This is a genomic window from Polaromonas sp. P5_D5 (assembly GCF_054049435.1).
The window spans coordinates 1086435-1103322 of record NZ_JBFUMJ010000001.1; the positions used below are offsets into that span (position 1 = coordinate 1086435).

A 16888-nucleotide genomic window follows, 5' to 3' on the forward strand; every position below is an offset into this window, starting at 1 on the left:
GAACACATCATGGATTTCGATTTCACCGACGACCAGGAACAGCTGCGCGACGCCGTGCGCAAATGGGTCGACAAGGGCTACGACTTTGAGCGCCGCCGCGGCATCGCCAAGGCGGGCGGTTTCTCGCGCGAGGCCTATGGACAGATCGCCGAGCTGGGCCTGACCGGTCTCTACATACCCGAAGACGACGGCGGCCTGGGCATGGGCCCCGTCGAGGGCATGGTGGTGATGGAAGAGCTCGGGCGCGGTATTGTGCTGGAGCCTCTGGCGCAGACATTGATTGCCGGCGGTGTACTGTCGAACTACGCCCCCGAAGCTGTCAAGGCGGCATGGCTGCCGAAAATCGCCGCAGGTGAAAGCCTGGTGGTACTGGCCTACCAGGAACGCGCCGCGCGCTACGACTTCAAAAAATGCGAGGCAAATGCGGCTGCAGCCGGCGATGGATGGGCGCTAACAGCTATCAAAAGCATAGTGCCGGCCGGTGATAAAGCCGACGCCTTCATCGTTCCCGCCATGGCCAGGGGCAAGCTGGCGCTGTTCCTCGTTGAGCGTGCGGCAGCCGGCGTGACAGCCACAGGCTACGGTACGCAGGACGGCGGCCGCGCTGCCGAAGTGACACTGAAAAACGCCCCCGCCACTTTGATCACCCTGGACGGCCTCACGGCCCTGGCCCACGGCATCGACATCGGCATCGCTGCAACCTGCGCCGAAGCCGTGGGCGTGATGGACAAGACCCTGGCCATCACCGTCGAATACATGAACACCCGCAAGCAGTTCGGCGTGGCCATCAGCAGCTTTCAGGCATTGCGCCACCGCGTGGCCGACATGAAGATGCAGCTGGAGCTGGCGCGCTCGATGAGTTACTACGCCTCACTCAAGCTCAATGCGCCGGCCGATGAACGCGCCCGTGCGCTGGCGCGCGCAAAGTACCAATTGGGCGTGTCGATGCGCTTTGTGGGCCAGCAGGCGGTGCAGTTGCATGGCGGCATCGGCGTGACGGACGAATACATCGTGAGCCATTACTTCAAGAAACTGACGCAGCTGGAAATGACGTTTGGCGACACGCTGCATCAACTCGGCGAAGTATCGAGCCGCATGCAGGAGACGGCTGGCGTATTTGCCTAAAAGTAGCGCTCCCCCCCGAAGCGGCCTGCGGCCGCCTCCCCCTCAAGGGGGCGCCACTGGCGGCCCGGCGAAGCCGGTTCCGCGGTGACACTGGACCTCGCACGTGACCGCGTCAGGACGCGTCAGGCGTGCAAGCGTGAGGTCTTGGGAATATGCGCCATCAAAAACTCCATCTGGTCCGCCAGGATGCGGCGGTTGCGCAGGATGAAGTCTTCCCAGAGGCTGGGCACATAAGGCGTGTAAAGCAGCGGCATGTGGGCCTGCTCAGGCGTGCGGCTGCTTTTGCGGTGGTTGCAGGCGCGGCAGGCGGTCACCACGTTCATCCAGGTATCAATGCCTTTTTGGGCAAACGGAATGATGTGCTCGCGCGTCAGGTCTTCTTCATGAAAATGTCCGCCGCAGTAGGCGCACACATTGCGGTCGCGGGCAAACAGCTTGCCGTTGGTCAGGCCCGGCTTCAGGTCAAACGGGTTGATGTTGGGAACGCCCTTGGTGCCGATGATGCTGTTGACGGTGATGATGGACTGCTCACCCGTGATGGCGTTGTGGCCGCCATGGAAGGTGACAACCCGCGCGCCCATCTCCCAGCGCACCTCGTCGGCCGCGTAATGCAACACGGCTTGTTCAAGGCTGATCCAGGATTGCGGCAATCCCTGGGCTGAGAGCTTCAAGACCTTCAAAACGAACCTCCATCATGGTGGATGACGCATGGAAACACGGCGTTCGGCTGACTGTGTATCAATATACAGTGAAATCATGACAAACAGGTTCAAATCCCCCATAAACCACTTTGAAGCCCCGTTGAGACGGCCTCCAGCGCTATAAAAACGATAATTGCCCCATGAAAATTTTCCGCGGCTACCACCATCCCCAGCTGGCGGCGCAATGCGCCCTGACCATCGGCAATTTCGATGGTGTGCACCGCGGCCACCAGGCCATGCTGGCGCTGCTGAAAAATGAGGCACAGCACCGCGGGGTCCCCAGCTGCGTCATGAGCTTCGAGCCGCATCCACGCGACTACTTTGCCGGTGTGGCCCGTAAGCCCGAGCTCGCCCCCGCGCGTATTGCCACCCTGCGCGACAAGCTCACTGAACTGGCCCGCTGCGGGATCGACCAATGCGTTGTGCTGCCCTTCAACGCAGCACTCGCATCCCAGCCGGCCGAATCGTTTATTGAAGATGTGTTGCTCAAAGGCCTGGGCGTGAAGTACGTACTGGTGGGCGACGACTTCCGCTTTGGCGCCAAACGGGTGGGCGACTACGCCATGCTGGACGCCGCCGGCGAGCGCCTGGGCTTTGACGTAGCCCGCATGAACAGCTACGAGGTCAGCAACACCCGGGTCTCCAGTTCGGCCGTGCGCGAGGCGCTGGCGCGGGGCCAGATGACCCGTGTGGCCAGCCTGCTGGGGCGACCTTACAGCATCTCCGGCCATGTGGTGCATGGCCGCAAGCTGGGCCGTGACCTCGGTTTTCGCACCCTCAATTTGCGGTTTTCCCACTGGAAACCGGCGGCCAGCGGGATTTTTGCGGTGCAGGTCTACGGCCTGGCCGACCAGCCCATTCCCGGCGTAGCCAACCTGGGGATCCGGCCCTCGCTGGACCCTGCAGACATCAACGGCGGGCGCGTGCTCCTGGAGACCCACTGCCTCGAATGGCCGACCAGCCTGGGCTCCGAGGGGGCATACGGTAAAATCATCCGTGTGGAACTGCTGCACAAACTGCACGACGAACTGAAATACGACAGCCTGGACAGCCTGAAAACAGGCATTGCCAAAGACTGTGACGAAGCGCGGGCGTTTTTTGCCCAGCCGCCCAAGTCGTTTTCGGCTTCGATGCACACGGAAACCAGCCGCCAGACCACGCGCGACCGAATTTAGACGATCTCGTCGCCTCTGGCCCTCGCTTTGCCTTCCACTGGCGAGCGGCTTACTTCCCCACCGTATTTCCGGCGGCCCGCCTTTTCAGGCCGCCCTAACAACAGCATTCCAAAAGCATCCCATGTCCGAGACCAAAACCGATTACCGCAGCACCCTGAACCTGCCCGACACACCCTTCCCGATGCGCGGCGACCTGCCCAAGCGCGAAGCAGGCTGGGTCAAGGAATGGGACGAAAAAGGCATCTACAAGAAGCTGCGCGACGTGCGCGCCGGCAAGCCCAGGTTCGTGCTGCACGACGGCCCACCCTATGCCAACGGCAAGATCCATATCGGCCACGCCGTCAACAAGGTCCTGAAAGACATGATCGTCAAGGCGCGCCAGCTCAAGGGCCTGGACGCGATCTACGTGCCGGGCTGGGACTGCCACGGCCTGCCCATCGAAAATGCCATCGAAAAACTGCACGGACGCAATCTTCCAAGGGACGAAGTGCAGGCCAAGAGCCGAGCCTTCGCCACCGAGCAGATCGAGGGCCAGAGGGCCGACTTCAAGCGCCTGGGCGTTCTCGGCGAATGGGACAACCCCTACCGCACGATGGACTTCGCCAACGAGGCCAATGAAATCCGCGCGCTCAAACGCATCATGGAGCGCGGCTTTGTCTACCGCGGCCTGAAGCCGGTGTACTGGTGCTTTGATTGCGGCTCGTCGCTGGCCGAATTTGAGATCGAGTACGCCGACAAGAAATCGCAGACGCTGGATGTCGGCTTCAAGTGTGCCGAACCCGAAAAGCTCGCAGCCGCATTCGGCCTCAAGAGCCTGGCCAAAGACGCCTTCGCCGTGATCTGGACGACCACCGCCTGGACCATCCCGGCGAACCAGGCACTCAACCTGAACCCCGAGCTCGAATACGCACTGGTCGACACCGAGCGCGGCATCCTGCTGCTGGCCTCCGTGCTGGTCGAGAAATGCCTTGAGCGCTACCAGCTCACTGGCACCGTGCTGGCCACCACGCTGGGCAAAAACCTGGCGCTGCTGAAATTCCAGCATCCCTTTTATGACGTCGATGCAGGCTACCGGCGCTTCAGCCCGGTCTTCCTGGCCGACTACGCCACCGCCGACGACGGCACCGGTATCGTGCACTCCTCGCCCGCCTATGGGGTGGAAGACTTTAACTCTTGCGTGGCCAACGGTATCGCCTACGACGACATCCTCAACCCGGTGCAGGGCAACGGCCGCTATGTCGACGAACTGCCGATGTTCGGCGGGCTCAATATCTGGAAGGCGGCACCGCTGGTCATCGACAAGCTGCGTGAGCACGAACGACTCTTTGCCACGCAAGACATCCTGCACAGCTACCCGCACTGCTGGCGCCACAAGACGCCGGTGATCTACCGCGCGGCTGCCCAGTGGTTTGTGCGCATGGACGAGGGCGAAGGCGTTTTCACCAAAGACAAAGCGCCGCAAACGCTGCGCAAACTGGCCCTGGCCGCCATCGAAGAAACCAGCTTCTACCCGGAAAACGGCAAAGTCCGCCTGCGCGACATGATCGCTGGCCGGCCCGACTGGTGCATCAGCCGCCAGCGCAACTGGGGCGTGCCCCTGCCTTTTTTCATCCACACCGCCACCGGCGAGCTGCACCCGCGCACCATGGAAGTCATGGACCAGGCAGCCGCCATGGTGGAGGCCGGCGGCATCGAGGCCTGGAGCAAGGCCACGGCCGAGTCCATCATCGGCGCCGATGCGCCGGATTACATCAAGAGCACCGACATCCTCGACGTCTGGTTTGACTCGGGTACCACGCACGACCACGTGCTGCGTCACAGCCACGCCGCGCAATCAACCTGGCCGGCCGACCTGTACCTGGAAGGCCACGACCAGCACCGCGGCTGGTTCCATTCGTCACTGCTCACCGCCTGCGCGATGTACGACCATGCGCCCTACAAGGGCCTGCTCACGCACGGCTTCACCGTCGACGGCAAGGGCCGCAAGATGAGCAAGAGCGAAGGCAATGTCGTGGTACCGCAAGAGGTGAGCGACAAGCTGGGCGCCGAGATCATCCGCCTCTGGTGCGCCTCGACCGACTATTCGGGCGACCTGGGCATCGACGACAAGATCCTGGCCCGCGTGGTGGACGCCTACCGCCGCATCCGCAACACGCTGCGCTTCTTGATGGCCAACGTGAGCGACTTCGACCCGGCCAAAGACGCCGTGCCATTTGAGCAGATGCTGGAAATCGACCGCTACGCGCTCAGCCGTGCATCGCAACTGCAGGCCGACATCCTGGCGCATTACGAGGTGTATGAATTCCACCCGGTGGTCTCCAAGCTGCAGATCTATTGCAGCGAAGACCTGGGCTCCTTCTACCTCGACATCCTGAAAGACCGGCTGTATACGACCGGCCCCAAATCGCTGGCCCGCCGCAGTGCGCAAACTGCGCTCTGGCAGATCACGCACGCCATGCTGCGCTGGATGGCGCCCTTCCTGAGCTTCACAGCCGAAGAAGCGTGGAAGGTGTTCGGGCAGTCCGAGTCCATCTTCATGGAAACCTATGCCGAGTTCCCCGCGCCCGACGCAGCGCTGCTGGCCAAGTGGTCACGCATCCGCGAAATCCGCGACACGGTCAACAAGGACATCGAAGCCCTGCGCACCGACGGCAAGGTAGGCTCTTCGCTGCAGGCCAATGTCGCGCTGGGAGTGGCCGCCGAAGACCATGCACTGCTGGCCTCGCTCGGTGAAGATCTCAAATTTGTCTTCATCACATCCGCTATTGATTTAATAGCTGCTAGCGCAGTATCAACGCGGGTTTCAGCCAGTTCTGACATCAAATGCGAGCGCTGCTGGCACTACCGGAGTGACGTGGGACACGACCCCGCCCACCCGACCATTTGCGGCCGTTGCACCAGCAACCTGTATGGTGCCGGTGAAGACAGGAAGTTCGCCTGATGGCCAAGATGACCTTCATCAAATCAGAGGGCAGCATGCTCCCCTGGCTGGGCCTGGCACTGCTGATCCTGATCGCGGACCAGTTCACCAAGGTATTGATCCTGGGCTACTACCGCCTGGGCGACTCCACCTATGTGACGAGCTTCTTCAACGTCGTGCGCGTGCACAACACCGGTGCGGCGTTTTCTTTCCTGGCCGAAGCCTCTGGCTGGCAGCGCTGGTTCTTCACCGCCATCGGGGTTGCCGCGGCGCTCTTTATTGTGTGGATGCTGCGCTCGCATGCCGGGCAAAAGCTGTTTTCCTTCGCGCTGGCCTGCGTCCTGGGCGGCGCTGTCGGCAATGTCGTTGACCGCACCCTGCATGGCTATGTGGTGGATTTCCTGCAGTTCCACTGGCACGGCTGGTATTTTCCTTCGTTCAATATCGCCGATGCCGCCATCACCGTTGGCGCGGTTTGCCTCCTCCTGGATGAGCTGCTCCGGGTTCGGCGTACCCGATAAACCGGAGTCGAACCGCTTGCAGCCATCCGGTTCAAGGGTATAGTGGTTCCGACCTTATGAAGCATTTGTTGAATCTTTTGGCAGCCATTGCGCTGCTCGTGTGGGGCACCCATCTCGTTCGTACCGGCATCCTGCGGGTGTTCGGTGCCAATCTGCGCCACGTGCTCGCAGTCAGCATCAGCAACCGGCTGGCTGCGGCCGTCTCGGGCATCGGGGTGACGGCCCTGGTGCAGTCCAGCACCGCCACCTCCCTTATCGTTTCGTCATTTGTCGGGCAAGGCCTGGTCACCCTGCCGCTGGCGCTGGCCGTCATGCTGGGCGCGGACATCGGCACCAGCCTGATGGCCGTGGTGTTCTCTTTTGACCTGTCCTGGCTGTCGCCGCTCTTTATCTTTGTCGGCGTCGTGCTGTTCATCTCGCGGCAGGACACCAATGTCGGCCGCTTTGGCCGGGTGCTGATCGGCCTGGGCCTCATGCTGCTGGCCTTGCGGCTGGTCACGGCCTCCACTGAAGTTCTGACCCAGGCACCGGCCGTGAAAGCCCTGCTGGGCTCCCTCAGCAGCGACCTGCTGCTCGAAATTACCGCGGGCGCCTTCCTGGCCGTGGTGTCGTACTCCAGCCTGGCAATTGTGCTGCTCACGGCCACGCTGGCCGCCTCGGCCGTCATCCCCATTGACGTGGCGCTGGGCCTGGTCTTGGGCGCCAACCTCGGCAGCGGGCTGCTGGCGGTGCTCACCACACTGCGCTCGGCCGTTGAAGTGCGGCAGGTTCCGCTGGGCAACCTGTTCTTCAAGCTGCTGGGCATCATCGTCGCAGCGCCCTTCATCGGCCTGTGGCTGCGCCACGTGCGCCCCTACCTTGGCGAAGCCGCCACCGTGGTGGTGCTGTTCCATCTCACCTTCAACATGGTGGTGGGTGCCATATTCATTGGCTGGACGCAGGTGATCGCGCGCTGGGTGGAAAAGCTGCTGCCCAAGCCCGACAAAAACAAGGCCGGCGGCCGCCCCCATCATCTCGACCCTTCCGCACTGGCCACGCCGTCGCTGGCCATCTCCTGCGCGGCCCGTGAAGCGCTGCACCAGGCCGACGTGGTGGAAACCATGCTGCTGGGCGTGCTGGCGGTCATCCAGAAGAACGACCTCAAGCTGGCCGAAGACCTGCGCAAGATGGACGATGCCGTCGACGAGCTGTATTCGTCGATCAAGTACTACCTCACCAAGATTTCACGCGAAGCGCTGGCCGAGGAAGAAAGCCGCCGCTGGACCGACATCATCAGCTTCACCATCAACATGGAGCAGATCGGCGACATCATCGAGCGTGTGCTGATCGACATTGAAGACAAAAAAATCAAGCCGGGCCGCAACTTCTCGGACGCCGGGATGGCTGAAATCGTCGAACTGCACGAGCGCCTGGTGGCCAACCTGCGACTGGGCATGAGCGTGTTCCTCAATGGCACGGTGCGCGACGCGCAAAAGCTGCTGGAAGAAAAAGCCCGTTTCCGCGACCTGGAGCGGGCATATGCCACGACCCACCTGGGCCGCCTGTCGGCCAATACGGTGCAGAGCCTGGAAACCAGCTCGCTGCACATTGACCTCATCAGCGAACTCAAGCGCATCAACTCGCACATCTGCTCGATCGCCTACCCGATCCTGGATTCGGCCGGCGCACTGGCCCCCAATCGCTTGCGCCAGCCGGCACTGACCGACCAGGCCTAAGTAAGGCCCATGGCGTCTGAAAGAATCAGCGTCGCTTCGGCCGTGAATTCGCCGCGCTGCATGGCCTCGAGCAAGTCCCCGGCCTCCATCAAGCGAAACTGCTCGACCTCGCCGTCCTGGTTGTCGGGCACCATGCCCTCGGGTACGGTGCAGACATACCAGTCGATGTCCTCCACCACATAACCCGCGCCGTTGCCGTCGGTGGCCGGCCGCCGCGCCGCCAGGCGCCCGCCGTAGCGCATAGCCTGCAGCGCGGCCGTGTGCAGGCCGGCCTCTTCCCAGGTCTCGCGCACGAGCGCGGTTTCCACCGTATCGGCCGCCGACACCATGCCGCCCATCAGCGTGTCCCACAGGCCCGGATCATTCGATTTGTTGAAAGCACGCTGCTGCACCCAGAAGCGCCCGTCAGGTGACTGCCCCACCAGGTGCACCGCCAGCGTGGTGATGCCCAGCGGCCGCACAGCCGCGCGCTCCACCGTGCCCTTGCGGTGGCCGAACTGGTCGGGCACCGCGAGCTGCTCGTCGCGCCAGGCACCGGCGAGGCCCGCTTCATGCAGCGCCACCGCGATTTTGTTCAGACTGGTCGTGACGTCACCCATCACGCGCCAGCCCAAGGTTGAGGGGCGCTCTTCCTTGAGCAGCGGATGGCCGCCATCGGTCGTGGCGTGCAGGGCCAGCTTGTGGAAGAAGCCGGGTTCTACCGATCCGATCACCGATTCACCGGCCCACAGCGGCACGCGTGGGCGCAGCGGCGGCTGGATCGCTCCGGCGCGCAGGGCTTGCAGCCATTGGGCATCAAAAGCAGGCGGCATCGTCATGCGTCCTTGGGGCCCGTGCTGGCAGGCCATTGATATGCGAAAAGACCGGGGCAGCGGGCCATCCCGGATTCTGCTGCGCAGTTTACTTCGCCCACACCAACCGGACATTGCAAACCTGCCGGCCAGGCGGGAAGCATCAGCTCCGGAAATTTATTTGCTATTAATTTAATAGCTGCTCGCGCTTACCCCTATTGGATAAAACGGCTAAAACCCTTGAATTCGGGCGCAAACCTGCGAAGCTAGGCTTTGACGAACAAACCGTCCAGGCGCTTGTCCCACCTGGCTCCCGGCAACACATCAGCCAGCTGCGCATCGCCAAATGCAAAAGTCCCCCGCAGCACCTGAGCCAGCACCGCGCGGTAATCGTGATGCGCCGGCAAGTCGCGTCCTTCGTTGAGCTGGGCCAGGCCCGTCCATTGGCCATGCCAGCGCCCTCCGGCGACGCGGTTGCCCATGAGCCACATGGCATTGCCGAAGCCGTGGTCGGTGCCGCGTGTGCCGTTTTCGGCGCTGGTGCGGCCGAATTCGCTCATCACCACGACAACATCGCCGGGTTCGGAAAAATCCTGGCGCAGCTGCGCGATGCCGCGCGCCAGGTTGCCGAGGTTGTTGGCCAGCTGGCCGGTGGCAGCGCCCTGGTTGGCATGGGTGTCCCAACCGCCGGCCGACAAAAAGCCGATGCGCAACTTTCGGTCGTTGCGCATCAGCGTGCCCAGGTGCTGCGCATCGAGTTGCAGGCCCACCGGGTCGGCCGCGCCGTTGCTGGCCGCCTGCATTTGCGCATTCAGGGCCTGCGGATTGCCGGGCGTGCCGTCGCGGTCCAGGCGCTTGTCTGCCATGCGTTTACTGTCTTCCGCCATTTTTTCGGCCCTGGCGTTTTTCTGTTCCGTGAGCTCCTGCGCGCTCTGCATGCGGCTACCCGCACCCTGGCGGAAGGCTTCGCTGATCTTGTCGTCACCGGCATACAGGTCCATCAGCGCCTGGCGGGTTCTGTCGTTGGCCAGCACGCCGGTGCGCTCTGCCGACTGGCCGCGAGGGATCAACCTGACGGCCGCCTGCCCGCCCAGAATGGCCGGATTGGCCTCGCCCACGCCGAGAGCGGTGGCGCCCGGTGCAGCGGCTTTGCCCAGGCCCGCTGTGGTGTTGAGCCACCCGGGCGCGCTGCTGGTCTTGCCGCCCTGCGCGATCTCCATCTGGTACTGTGCATCGAAATGCGAACGGTTGGGCGCAGGCAGGCCGGCCGCGGGCACAAAGCCCAGAACGCCTTGCTGCCACAGCGGCAGCAGTGGAGCCAGCGCGGGATGCAGGGCAAAAGTCCTGTCGAGCTTCAAGGCGGTTTGCGTCGTGCCGTCGGGCGCCGCAATCGCGATGTTGGGGCGCAAAGCGTAGTAGTCCTTGTCTGCGTAGGGCACAAAGGCCGACAGACCGTCATACGCGCCGCGCAGGAAGACGACGATCAGGCGCCCGCCGTCCAGGCCTGATCGGCTTGCGGGCAAGGCTTGCGCCCACACGCCGGGCGCTGCCAGCGACAAGGCGGACAACGCGCCCAGGCCCACCAGCTGGCGGCGTTGCAGCAGATTCGCCGATGAAGAAAAATTGGGGTTCATAGGAGTCCTTGTTGCGGCATATTCCATGTCCAGATCAAGCGTGAACGCGAAGGCCCGCCGCAGACAGTGCTACAGCACGGCAAGGCGGGCCGACAAAGTGCACGTTTGATTTGGACATGGAATTATTTGCGCATGAAGTCAGGGCTGGCGAGCATCAGGCCGGTGCGCATCTGCGCGGGTTCCTGCGCAATGCGCTCGCGCGTCGCAATGCTGAAAAAGGCGTTGAGGTAAGACGGCTCAGCTGTGCGCTGGGCCAGGCCCATGGCGTAATCGGCGCGGCGCGTCAAAGCCTCGGGCGCAAGCCAGGTACCGGCATCGGTTTTGTAGCCGTCGGGCGTTTGCCAGCCATGCATGGGCTGGCCGGCCTGCGCCAGGAAGCCCAGGGTTTGCACGATATCGCGGCGCTCCTTGACACCCCCGGCCGCAGTGAGCGCCGAACAGGCAAAGTCCAGCGGGGTTTTAAACAACTGGTTGTCTTGCGCCCAGAATTCCGGTGATTCGATCAGGGTGCGCATCACCGCGCGGATGTCGCCCTGGGTAGCCGTGAAGGCAGTCGCCAACCGGTTGACCAGCGCGGGCGAGGGTTTGTCGGCCACAAAAAAACTGGCCAGCCGGATGGACACACGCCGTGCCGTCTCGGGCCGGCGTGCCAGGAAGCGAATGGCTTCCTCGCCTTCCGCAACGCCCTCACTGCCGAACGTACGGCCCAGCAGCACCTTGCCCTCCTTGTCGTGCAGGCGCTCGGCAAAACGAAAACCCTCGCCGTCCTTGAGGTTCACCGTCCAGCCGGTGAGGATGCGGGCCAGTTCGTGCACGTCTTTTTGCGTGTAACCGCTGTTCACGCCCAGGGTGTGCAACTCCATCAACTCACGCGCGTAGTTTTCATTGAGGCCGCGGCTGTTGCTCTGCACCTGGTCCAGGTAGAACAGCATGGCCGGATGCCTGGCGCTGGCCAGCAGCAAGTCTTCAAAACGGCCCAGGGCGTTGGCGCGAATCACATTGATCTCGTAGTGGCCGACAAAGGGGCGCACCGGTCCCTTGCCGACGAACACATTGAGGTGGTTGAACCAGAACTCGGTCATGCGGGCCAGCAGCGGATTTTCCAGCGCCGGATCGCTGCAGGACATCAGCCGCCAGGCGGCCGCGCCCTGGGCCATCTCGCGGCTGAATTTTTCCCCGCCTGTATCGGCCGCGGCGGCCATGCCGGGCTTGGGCGTTTCGCGCGCAGCCCGGCGCATCTCGCGCTCGGCCTGGAAGCTGCGCGCGATGTCATTGAGCGGTGCGTTGATGCCGGCGATTTCGGCAGGAAGGGTGGGAGGGCGCAGGCTTGCGGCATAGGCCGCATCCAGTTGCTGCAGCGCCCAGGCGCGCGGCGAGGCCGCGGCGGCCTGCGTCGAGGCCGGCGTGGGTGCATACCCCAGGCGCGAAGCGGCGCGCCATGTGGCGGCAAGCTTGGCCGGCGGCGGCACGGCATCGGCCTGCGCCTGCGCCGCCGGGGCGGCGAGGCAAGCCAGGAAGGCCGCGAGCATGCCGGCCTGGGTGATCGCTGTGGGCATCGTGTTCTCCTGGGGTCTGTTAGCAGGCCCTCGCCCCTTGTAACGCATCCGCCACGCCTTGCGTTGAATGCCGCCCGTGGCTTTACACAGGTTTACCGCCCCAGGGCCGGTGGTTACAGCGTCAGGATGGTGCAGCCCGTGGTCTTGCGGGCTTCAAGCGCACGGTGCGCCTCGGCCACGTCGGCCAGGGCAAAACGCTGGTCTATGGGGATATGGACTTTGCCGCTGATGACCATGGCGAACAATTCATCCGCCATTTCCTGTGTGGTCTCACGCGTCGCAATGTGGGTAAAGAGCGTCGGCCGTGAAACGTAAAGCGAGCCCTTGGCTGCCAGCAGGCCGATGTCCAGCGGCGGCGTCTTGCCCGAGGCATTGCCAAAGTTGGCCAGCAGGCCAAAGGGACGCAGGCAGTCCAGTGACTTGAGGAAGGTGTCCTTGCCAACCGAGTCGTACACCGCCTTCACGCCCCTGCCGCCGGTGATTTCCTTGACACGGGCCACGAAATCTTCCTGGGTGTAATTGATGGCAAAGGCCGCGCCCTGCGACAACGCCAGCGCGCATTTCTCATCAGAGCCGGCGGTGCCTATGAGTTGCAGGCCCATGGCCCTGGCCCACTGGCAAGCGATCAGGCCCACGCCGCCGGCGGCCGCGTGAAACAGCACATGGTCGCCGGCGTGCAAGCCGCCCTGTGGCTGCGTGCGCCGCAGCAGGTACTGCGTGGTCAGCCCCTTAAGCATCATGGCCGCGCCGGTTTCAAACGAGATCGCATCGGGCAGCTTGCACACGCACTTGGCCGGCATCACGCGCACTTCACAGTAGCTGCCGGGCGGCTGGCTGGCATAGGCCGCGCGGTCACCCGCTTTCAGGTGAGCCACGCCCTCACCAACAGCCTCGACGATGCCGGAAGCTTCCATGCCCAGCTGAAGCGGCATGGCAAGCGGGTAGACACCGCTGCGTTGGTACACGTCGATGTAGTTCAAGCCAACGGCCTTGTGACGGATGCGTATTTCGCCCGGGCCGGGGTCGCCTACCGTCACGTCTACCAGTGCGAGTTCTTCAGGTCCGCCGTGCTGGTTGATTCGTACGGCTTTGGAGGTGATGGAGGCCATGGATTTCCTTGCAAAGGTTGCAGATGGAGAAAGAAAAGGGGTGGCCGTCATGGTGCCATGAATCGAAATGGGCCGCAGGCGCCGAGGGTTGAACCCCGCGCGGCGAGAGGAAAACGGTCGTGCTTGATAAAGTCCCCGTCATGACCCAACGCCTCACGCCCGCCACCGCCACGCTGCTGGTGGTCCCTCCCTTGCTCTGGGCCGGTAACGCCGTCGTCGGCCGCCTCGTCACCGGCCTTGTGCCGCCCATGACGCTCAACTTCCTGCGCTGGGCCCTGGCCTTCGTGATCCTGTTGCCGCTGGCCTGGCGCCTGCTCAAACCGGGCAGCAGCCTGTGGCCTCACTGGAAACGTTTCGCGGTGCTGGGCCTGCTGGGTGTGGGTTGCTACAACGCCTTGCAGTATCTGGCACTGAAAACCTCCACACCGCTCAACGTGACGCTGGTGGCGTCAAGCGTGCCGATCTGGATGCTGGTCGTGGGGGCGCTGTTTTTTGGCCAGACTGTGTCGAAGCGACAGACCACAGGTGCCGTGCTGTCGATTGCCGGCGTGCTGGTGGTGCTGTCGCGTGGCCAACGGGAATTGCTCATGCAGGTGCAGCTGGTGCCCGGCGACCTGTACGTGCTGCTGGCCACGCTGGCCTGGGCGTTTTACAGCTGGCTGCTGTCGCAACCCAAAGAGCCGGCGGAAATCCGCCGCGACTGGGCGGCCTTCCTGCTCGCGCAAATCGTGTTCGGACTGGCCTGGTCGGGTGCGTTTGCCGCCGGCGAATGGGCGTTGACCGACGCGCACATCCAATGGGGCTGGCCGCTGGCCGCAGCCCTGCTGTACGTGGCCGTGGGACCCGCGGTGATTGCCTATCGTTGCTGGGGCATGGGCGTGCAGCGTGTCGGGCCGGCGATTGCGGGCTTCTTTTCCAACCTCACGCCGCTGTTCGCTGCATTGCTGTCGGCGGCCTTTCTCGGTGAGTTGCCGCACCTCTACCACGCGCTGGCTTTTATGCTGATCGTGGGCGGCATCGTGGTGTCGTCGCGGCGCTGAAGCGCGCAGCAATTAGCGCAGCAGCGGTTTGATTTTCACAACACATTGTGAGAAATCGCTGCATAAAACTTGCCAAGCCCGCGTGGGCTCTTCAGAATCCGTTCCTTGCTTTAAGCCACTGTGCAACGAATAACCTTGCGCAGTAAACACCTTGAAGCCCTCAAGACCATGACTTTGTTCACTCACACCTGACGCACCCTCCACTGCCCCCGGCTGGATGTGGTGTCAACCATACCCAGCCCTGCGGGCAGTCGGTGCTGTGCCTTCACGTGTGAAGCGCGCTCCGCAAACCCCAGGCTGATTTTTCGCCGGGGTTTTGCTTTTTCGGAGCGTGCACATGAGTGCCAAAACTTTTTCCCGTGACTTTGCCGCAGGCAAGGTCAAGCATTTGCGGCGCATGAAGCAGCCGCTGGCCTTGACCTTGCCGTCACCCACACCGCGCAATCCCGTGGTGCGGGCCCTCGTCCAGCGTGCCATCACGTCGGGTGCGGGCAAACATATTCGCAGCAACGGCGCCCATCGCCGGGCTGAAACCGTGGCTTTGCAAAAAGCCCTCAAAAATTTGACTGACTGACATGAAGAACGATATGACAACCGAGACGGTGGCCGCAGCCCGCGTGCCGCCCGAGCTCATGCGCGAACGCAGTGCCCACCTGGCCCTCGTCGCCACCGAGCTGAAGACCGAGCTGTTCGGTATTGACGACATCATCGACCGGGTGATCGAGTCGATCCGCGCCTGGTATGTGCTGCCGCACATCATTCGCCGCCCGGTGATCGTGTGCCTGTGGGGCCTGACCGGCACCGGCAAAACCCAGCTCACGCGCCGCCTGGCGCAGAAGCTGGGTTTCTACGACCGCTTTGTCGAAGTGCAGATGGACGGCTTCAGCAACGGCAGCAGCTGGCGTAGCGCCGACTCCATCAGCGGCATGCTGGCGGAGTCCGCCGTTGCCGAGAGCGAGCCAGGCATTCTGGTGCTGGATGAATTCCAGCGCTTTCGCACCATCAACGAAAAGGGCGATGAGGTCGCCGTCAAACGCTACCAGGACGTGTGGCAGCTGCTGTCCGACGGGCGCCTGCCGCCGTCGCTGTCTTTTCTGCAGGAGCTGGAATCGTCTCTGGCTTTCTCGCTGTATGACCACGAACGCGAGGAACAGGCTGATGAAAAGCCTGCCAAGGACGGCGTCCAGGCCAAAAAGCTGAAGTTCGCCCTCTCGCCCTACCAGGCTCAGGAATTCAAGCAAAGCCTCAAGCTCAAGGAACCACTACAGGAGGTGATGACCTGGACACCCCAGCAACTGCAGGAGCGCATGCTGGCGTTCAGGGCATCGACCGACTCGTGGGAAACGGATTACAGCCGCTTGCTCATCATCGTTTCGGGCAACCTCGACGAAATGTATGAGGGAACCGCCAAACGCGTGGAAGACTGCGACACCGATGCCGACATCTTTCATGCACTGACGAAAAAACTGTCGGTCATTGACGTCAAGAAGGCACTGGGAGAGCGCTTCAAGCCCGAGCAGATCGCCCGGCTGGGGAACAACCATGTGATCTACCCCTCGCTGAGCCAGGCCACGTATGAGCGGCTGATCCGCAGCACCTGTGCCAGATACGTTGGTGAAATGCAGGCGAGTGCAGGGCTGTTTTTTGATCTGCATGAATCGGTGTACCAGGAATTTATGCCAATGCGGTCTTCCCGGCCCAGGGCACACGCCCGCTGTTCTCGTCGATTCACGCCATCCTGAGTGCGCCGCTGGTGAACGCCGTGCTGTGGGCGTTTGAGCATGATGTGCCGGCGGACACCACGCTGCACGTGAGGCTGGACGCCGCCACGCAATCCCTGCACGTCAGTCATGGCGAGTGCGGGGGCGGGAGCATCGCGTACCCAGTGCCGCTGGACCTCAACCAGCTCAAGCAGCGCGCCAGCCCCGACTTTCGGGCCTTGCTGGCCGTGCACGAAGCAGGCCACGGCCTGGCCTACGGCCGCCTGTTCGGCCATGCGCCGCAGGAAGTCAAGATCAACGTGGCGTCTTTCGAGGGCGGCTACAACAGCTATGTGCGCATGAAGGCCGAATCACGTCAAAGCTGCCTGGACCGCCTCTGCGTGGGCCTGGCCGGCCGCGCCGCCGAGGCGCTGGTGTTTGGCGAAGACGCCTGCACCACGGGCAGCGAGAGCGACTTCAAGAACGCCACCGCCCTGGCCGCGCGCTTTGTGCGCCACTTCGGTTTCGGCAACCGGCTGAGCCACACCGACGTGACCCACGACATGGACGACAACCTCAACACCGATGTTGAGCCGACCAACGCCGAGATCGAGGCCCTGCTCGCGCAGGCGTACGCGCGCGCACAGGAGATTCTCAAAACCGATTCGGCCTTGCTACTGAGCATCGTGGACGAACTGCTGGCGCACGGCCAGGTGAGCAAGGAGAAGATGGCCGGCCTGCTGGGAGTGGGCATCGCGACGGAAGAGAGAATGCTCATGCCTTATGCCGAGCAGCTCCAGCTGTTCAGCCTGCAACACGGGCTGATGCAGCGGGTTAGCGCTACTGCAGTGGAGGCTGTCGAACCTGCGCTTGAATGATTGCCTGAACGTTAACGCTAACT

General features: G+C 63.1%; 14 protein-coding genes. 9 read left to right on the forward strand and 5 right to left on the reverse strand.

Annotated features, from left to right (window positions below; genetic code table 11):
* Nucleotides 1–9: 9 nt before the first annotated feature.
* Nucleotides 10–1125 carry an acyl-CoA dehydrogenase family protein gene (locus ACXJKE_RS05310; protein ID WP_457279506.1) on the forward strand — a complete coding sequence of 372 codons (1116 nt, stop codon included), beginning with the start codon at nucleotides 10–12 and terminating at the stop codon, nucleotides 1123–1125.
* Nucleotides 1126–1247: 122 nt separating this feature from the next.
* Here the strand turns inward: ACXJKE_RS05310 and ACXJKE_RS05315 are convergent, their stop codons facing one another.
* Entirely contained in the window at nucleotides 1248–1805 is a 558-nt protein-coding gene (locus ACXJKE_RS05315; protein ID WP_092128654.1) for an HNH endonuclease, read from the reverse strand.
* Between the two features lie 161 nt (nucleotides 1806–1966).
* On the opposite strand from ACXJKE_RS05315, the gene ACXJKE_RS05320 reads away from it, so the two are divergent.
* From ACXJKE_RS05320 to ACXJKE_RS05335, 4 genes are all read left to right on the forward strand, one after another.
* A complete protein-coding gene (locus ACXJKE_RS05320; RefSeq protein WP_457279507.1) occupies nucleotides 1967–3001 on the forward strand; it encodes a bifunctional riboflavin kinase/FAD synthetase in 1035 nt (344 codons plus the stop codon).
* 121 nt (nucleotides 3002–3122) lie between these two features.
* A complete protein-coding gene (gene ileS, locus ACXJKE_RS05325) occupies nucleotides 3123–5942 on the forward strand; it encodes an isoleucine--tRNA ligase (RefSeq protein WP_457279508.1) in 2820 nt (939 codons plus the stop codon).
* On the forward strand, nucleotides 5942–6442 hold the full coding sequence (gene lspA / locus ACXJKE_RS05330) for a signal peptidase II (RefSeq protein ID WP_457279509.1): 501 nt from the start codon (nucleotides 5942–5944) through the stop codon (nucleotides 6440–6442). Before ileS ends, lspA begins: the two co-directional genes overlap by 1 nt.
* Before the next feature lie 56 nt (nucleotides 6443–6498).
* On the forward strand, nucleotides 6499–8157 hold the full coding sequence (locus tag ACXJKE_RS05335; RefSeq protein ID WP_457279510.1) for a Na/Pi cotransporter family protein: 1659 nt from the start codon (nucleotides 6499–6501) through the stop codon (nucleotides 8155–8157).
* Here ACXJKE_RS05335 and ACXJKE_RS05340 read toward each other — a convergent pair.
* The 4 genes from ACXJKE_RS05340 to ACXJKE_RS05355 all read right to left on the reverse strand — a co-directional run bounded on the left by ACXJKE_RS05340 (nucleotide 8154) and on the right by ACXJKE_RS05355 (nucleotide 13247).
* Complete coding sequence (locus tag ACXJKE_RS05340) at nucleotides 8154–8975, reverse strand: NUDIX hydrolase (protein WP_457279511.1); 822 nt, start codon at nucleotides 8973–8975, stop codon at nucleotides 8154–8156. The two genes, ACXJKE_RS05335 and ACXJKE_RS05340, sit on opposite strands and share 4 nt — an antisense overlap.
* Before the next feature lie 239 nt (nucleotides 8976–9214).
* The gene (locus tag ACXJKE_RS05345) at nucleotides 9215–10582 is read right to left on the reverse strand and encodes a DUF1501 domain-containing protein (protein ID WP_457279512.1); all 1368 of its coding nucleotides are present in this window, start codon (nucleotides 10580–10582) and stop codon (nucleotides 9215–9217) included.
* 122 nt (nucleotides 10583–10704) lie between these two features.
* Complete coding sequence (locus ACXJKE_RS05350; protein ID WP_457279513.1) at nucleotides 10705–12138, reverse strand: DUF1800 domain-containing protein; 1434 nt, start codon at nucleotides 12136–12138, stop codon at nucleotides 10705–10707.
* Nucleotides 12139–12251: 113 nt separating this feature from the next.
* Nucleotides 12252–13247, reverse strand: coding sequence for a quinone oxidoreductase family protein (locus ACXJKE_RS05355; RefSeq protein ID WP_457279514.1), 996 nt, complete (start codon nucleotides 13245–13247; stop codon nucleotides 12252–12254).
* A 140-nt stretch (nucleotides 13248–13387) separates the two neighbouring features.
* Between ACXJKE_RS05355 and ACXJKE_RS05360 the strand changes: the two genes are divergently transcribed.
* The 4 genes from ACXJKE_RS05360 (at nucleotide 13388) to ACXJKE_RS05375 (ending at nucleotide 16865) form a co-directional block, all read left to right on the forward strand.
* Entirely contained in the window at nucleotides 13388–14287 is a 900-nt protein-coding gene (locus ACXJKE_RS05360; protein ID WP_457279515.1) for a DMT family transporter, read from the forward strand.
* A gap of 337 nt (nucleotides 14288–14624) precedes the next feature.
* Entirely contained in the window at nucleotides 14625–14861 is a 237-nt protein-coding gene (locus ACXJKE_RS05365; RefSeq protein WP_457279516.1) for a hypothetical protein, read from the forward strand.
* A gap of 13 nt (nucleotides 14862–14874) precedes the next feature.
* The gene (locus ACXJKE_RS05370) at nucleotides 14875–16029 is read left to right on the forward strand and encodes an ATP-binding protein (protein WP_457279517.1); all 1155 of its coding nucleotides are present in this window, start codon (nucleotides 14875–14877) and stop codon (nucleotides 16027–16029) included.
* An 11-nt stretch (nucleotides 16030–16040) separates the two neighbouring features.
* Nucleotides 16041–16865: a hypothetical protein gene (locus tag ACXJKE_RS05375; RefSeq protein ID WP_457279518.1), complete on the forward strand. Its 825-nt coding sequence runs from the start codon at nucleotides 16041–16043 to the stop codon at nucleotides 16863–16865.
* The last annotated feature ends 23 nt before the right edge of the window (nucleotides 16866–16888 follow it).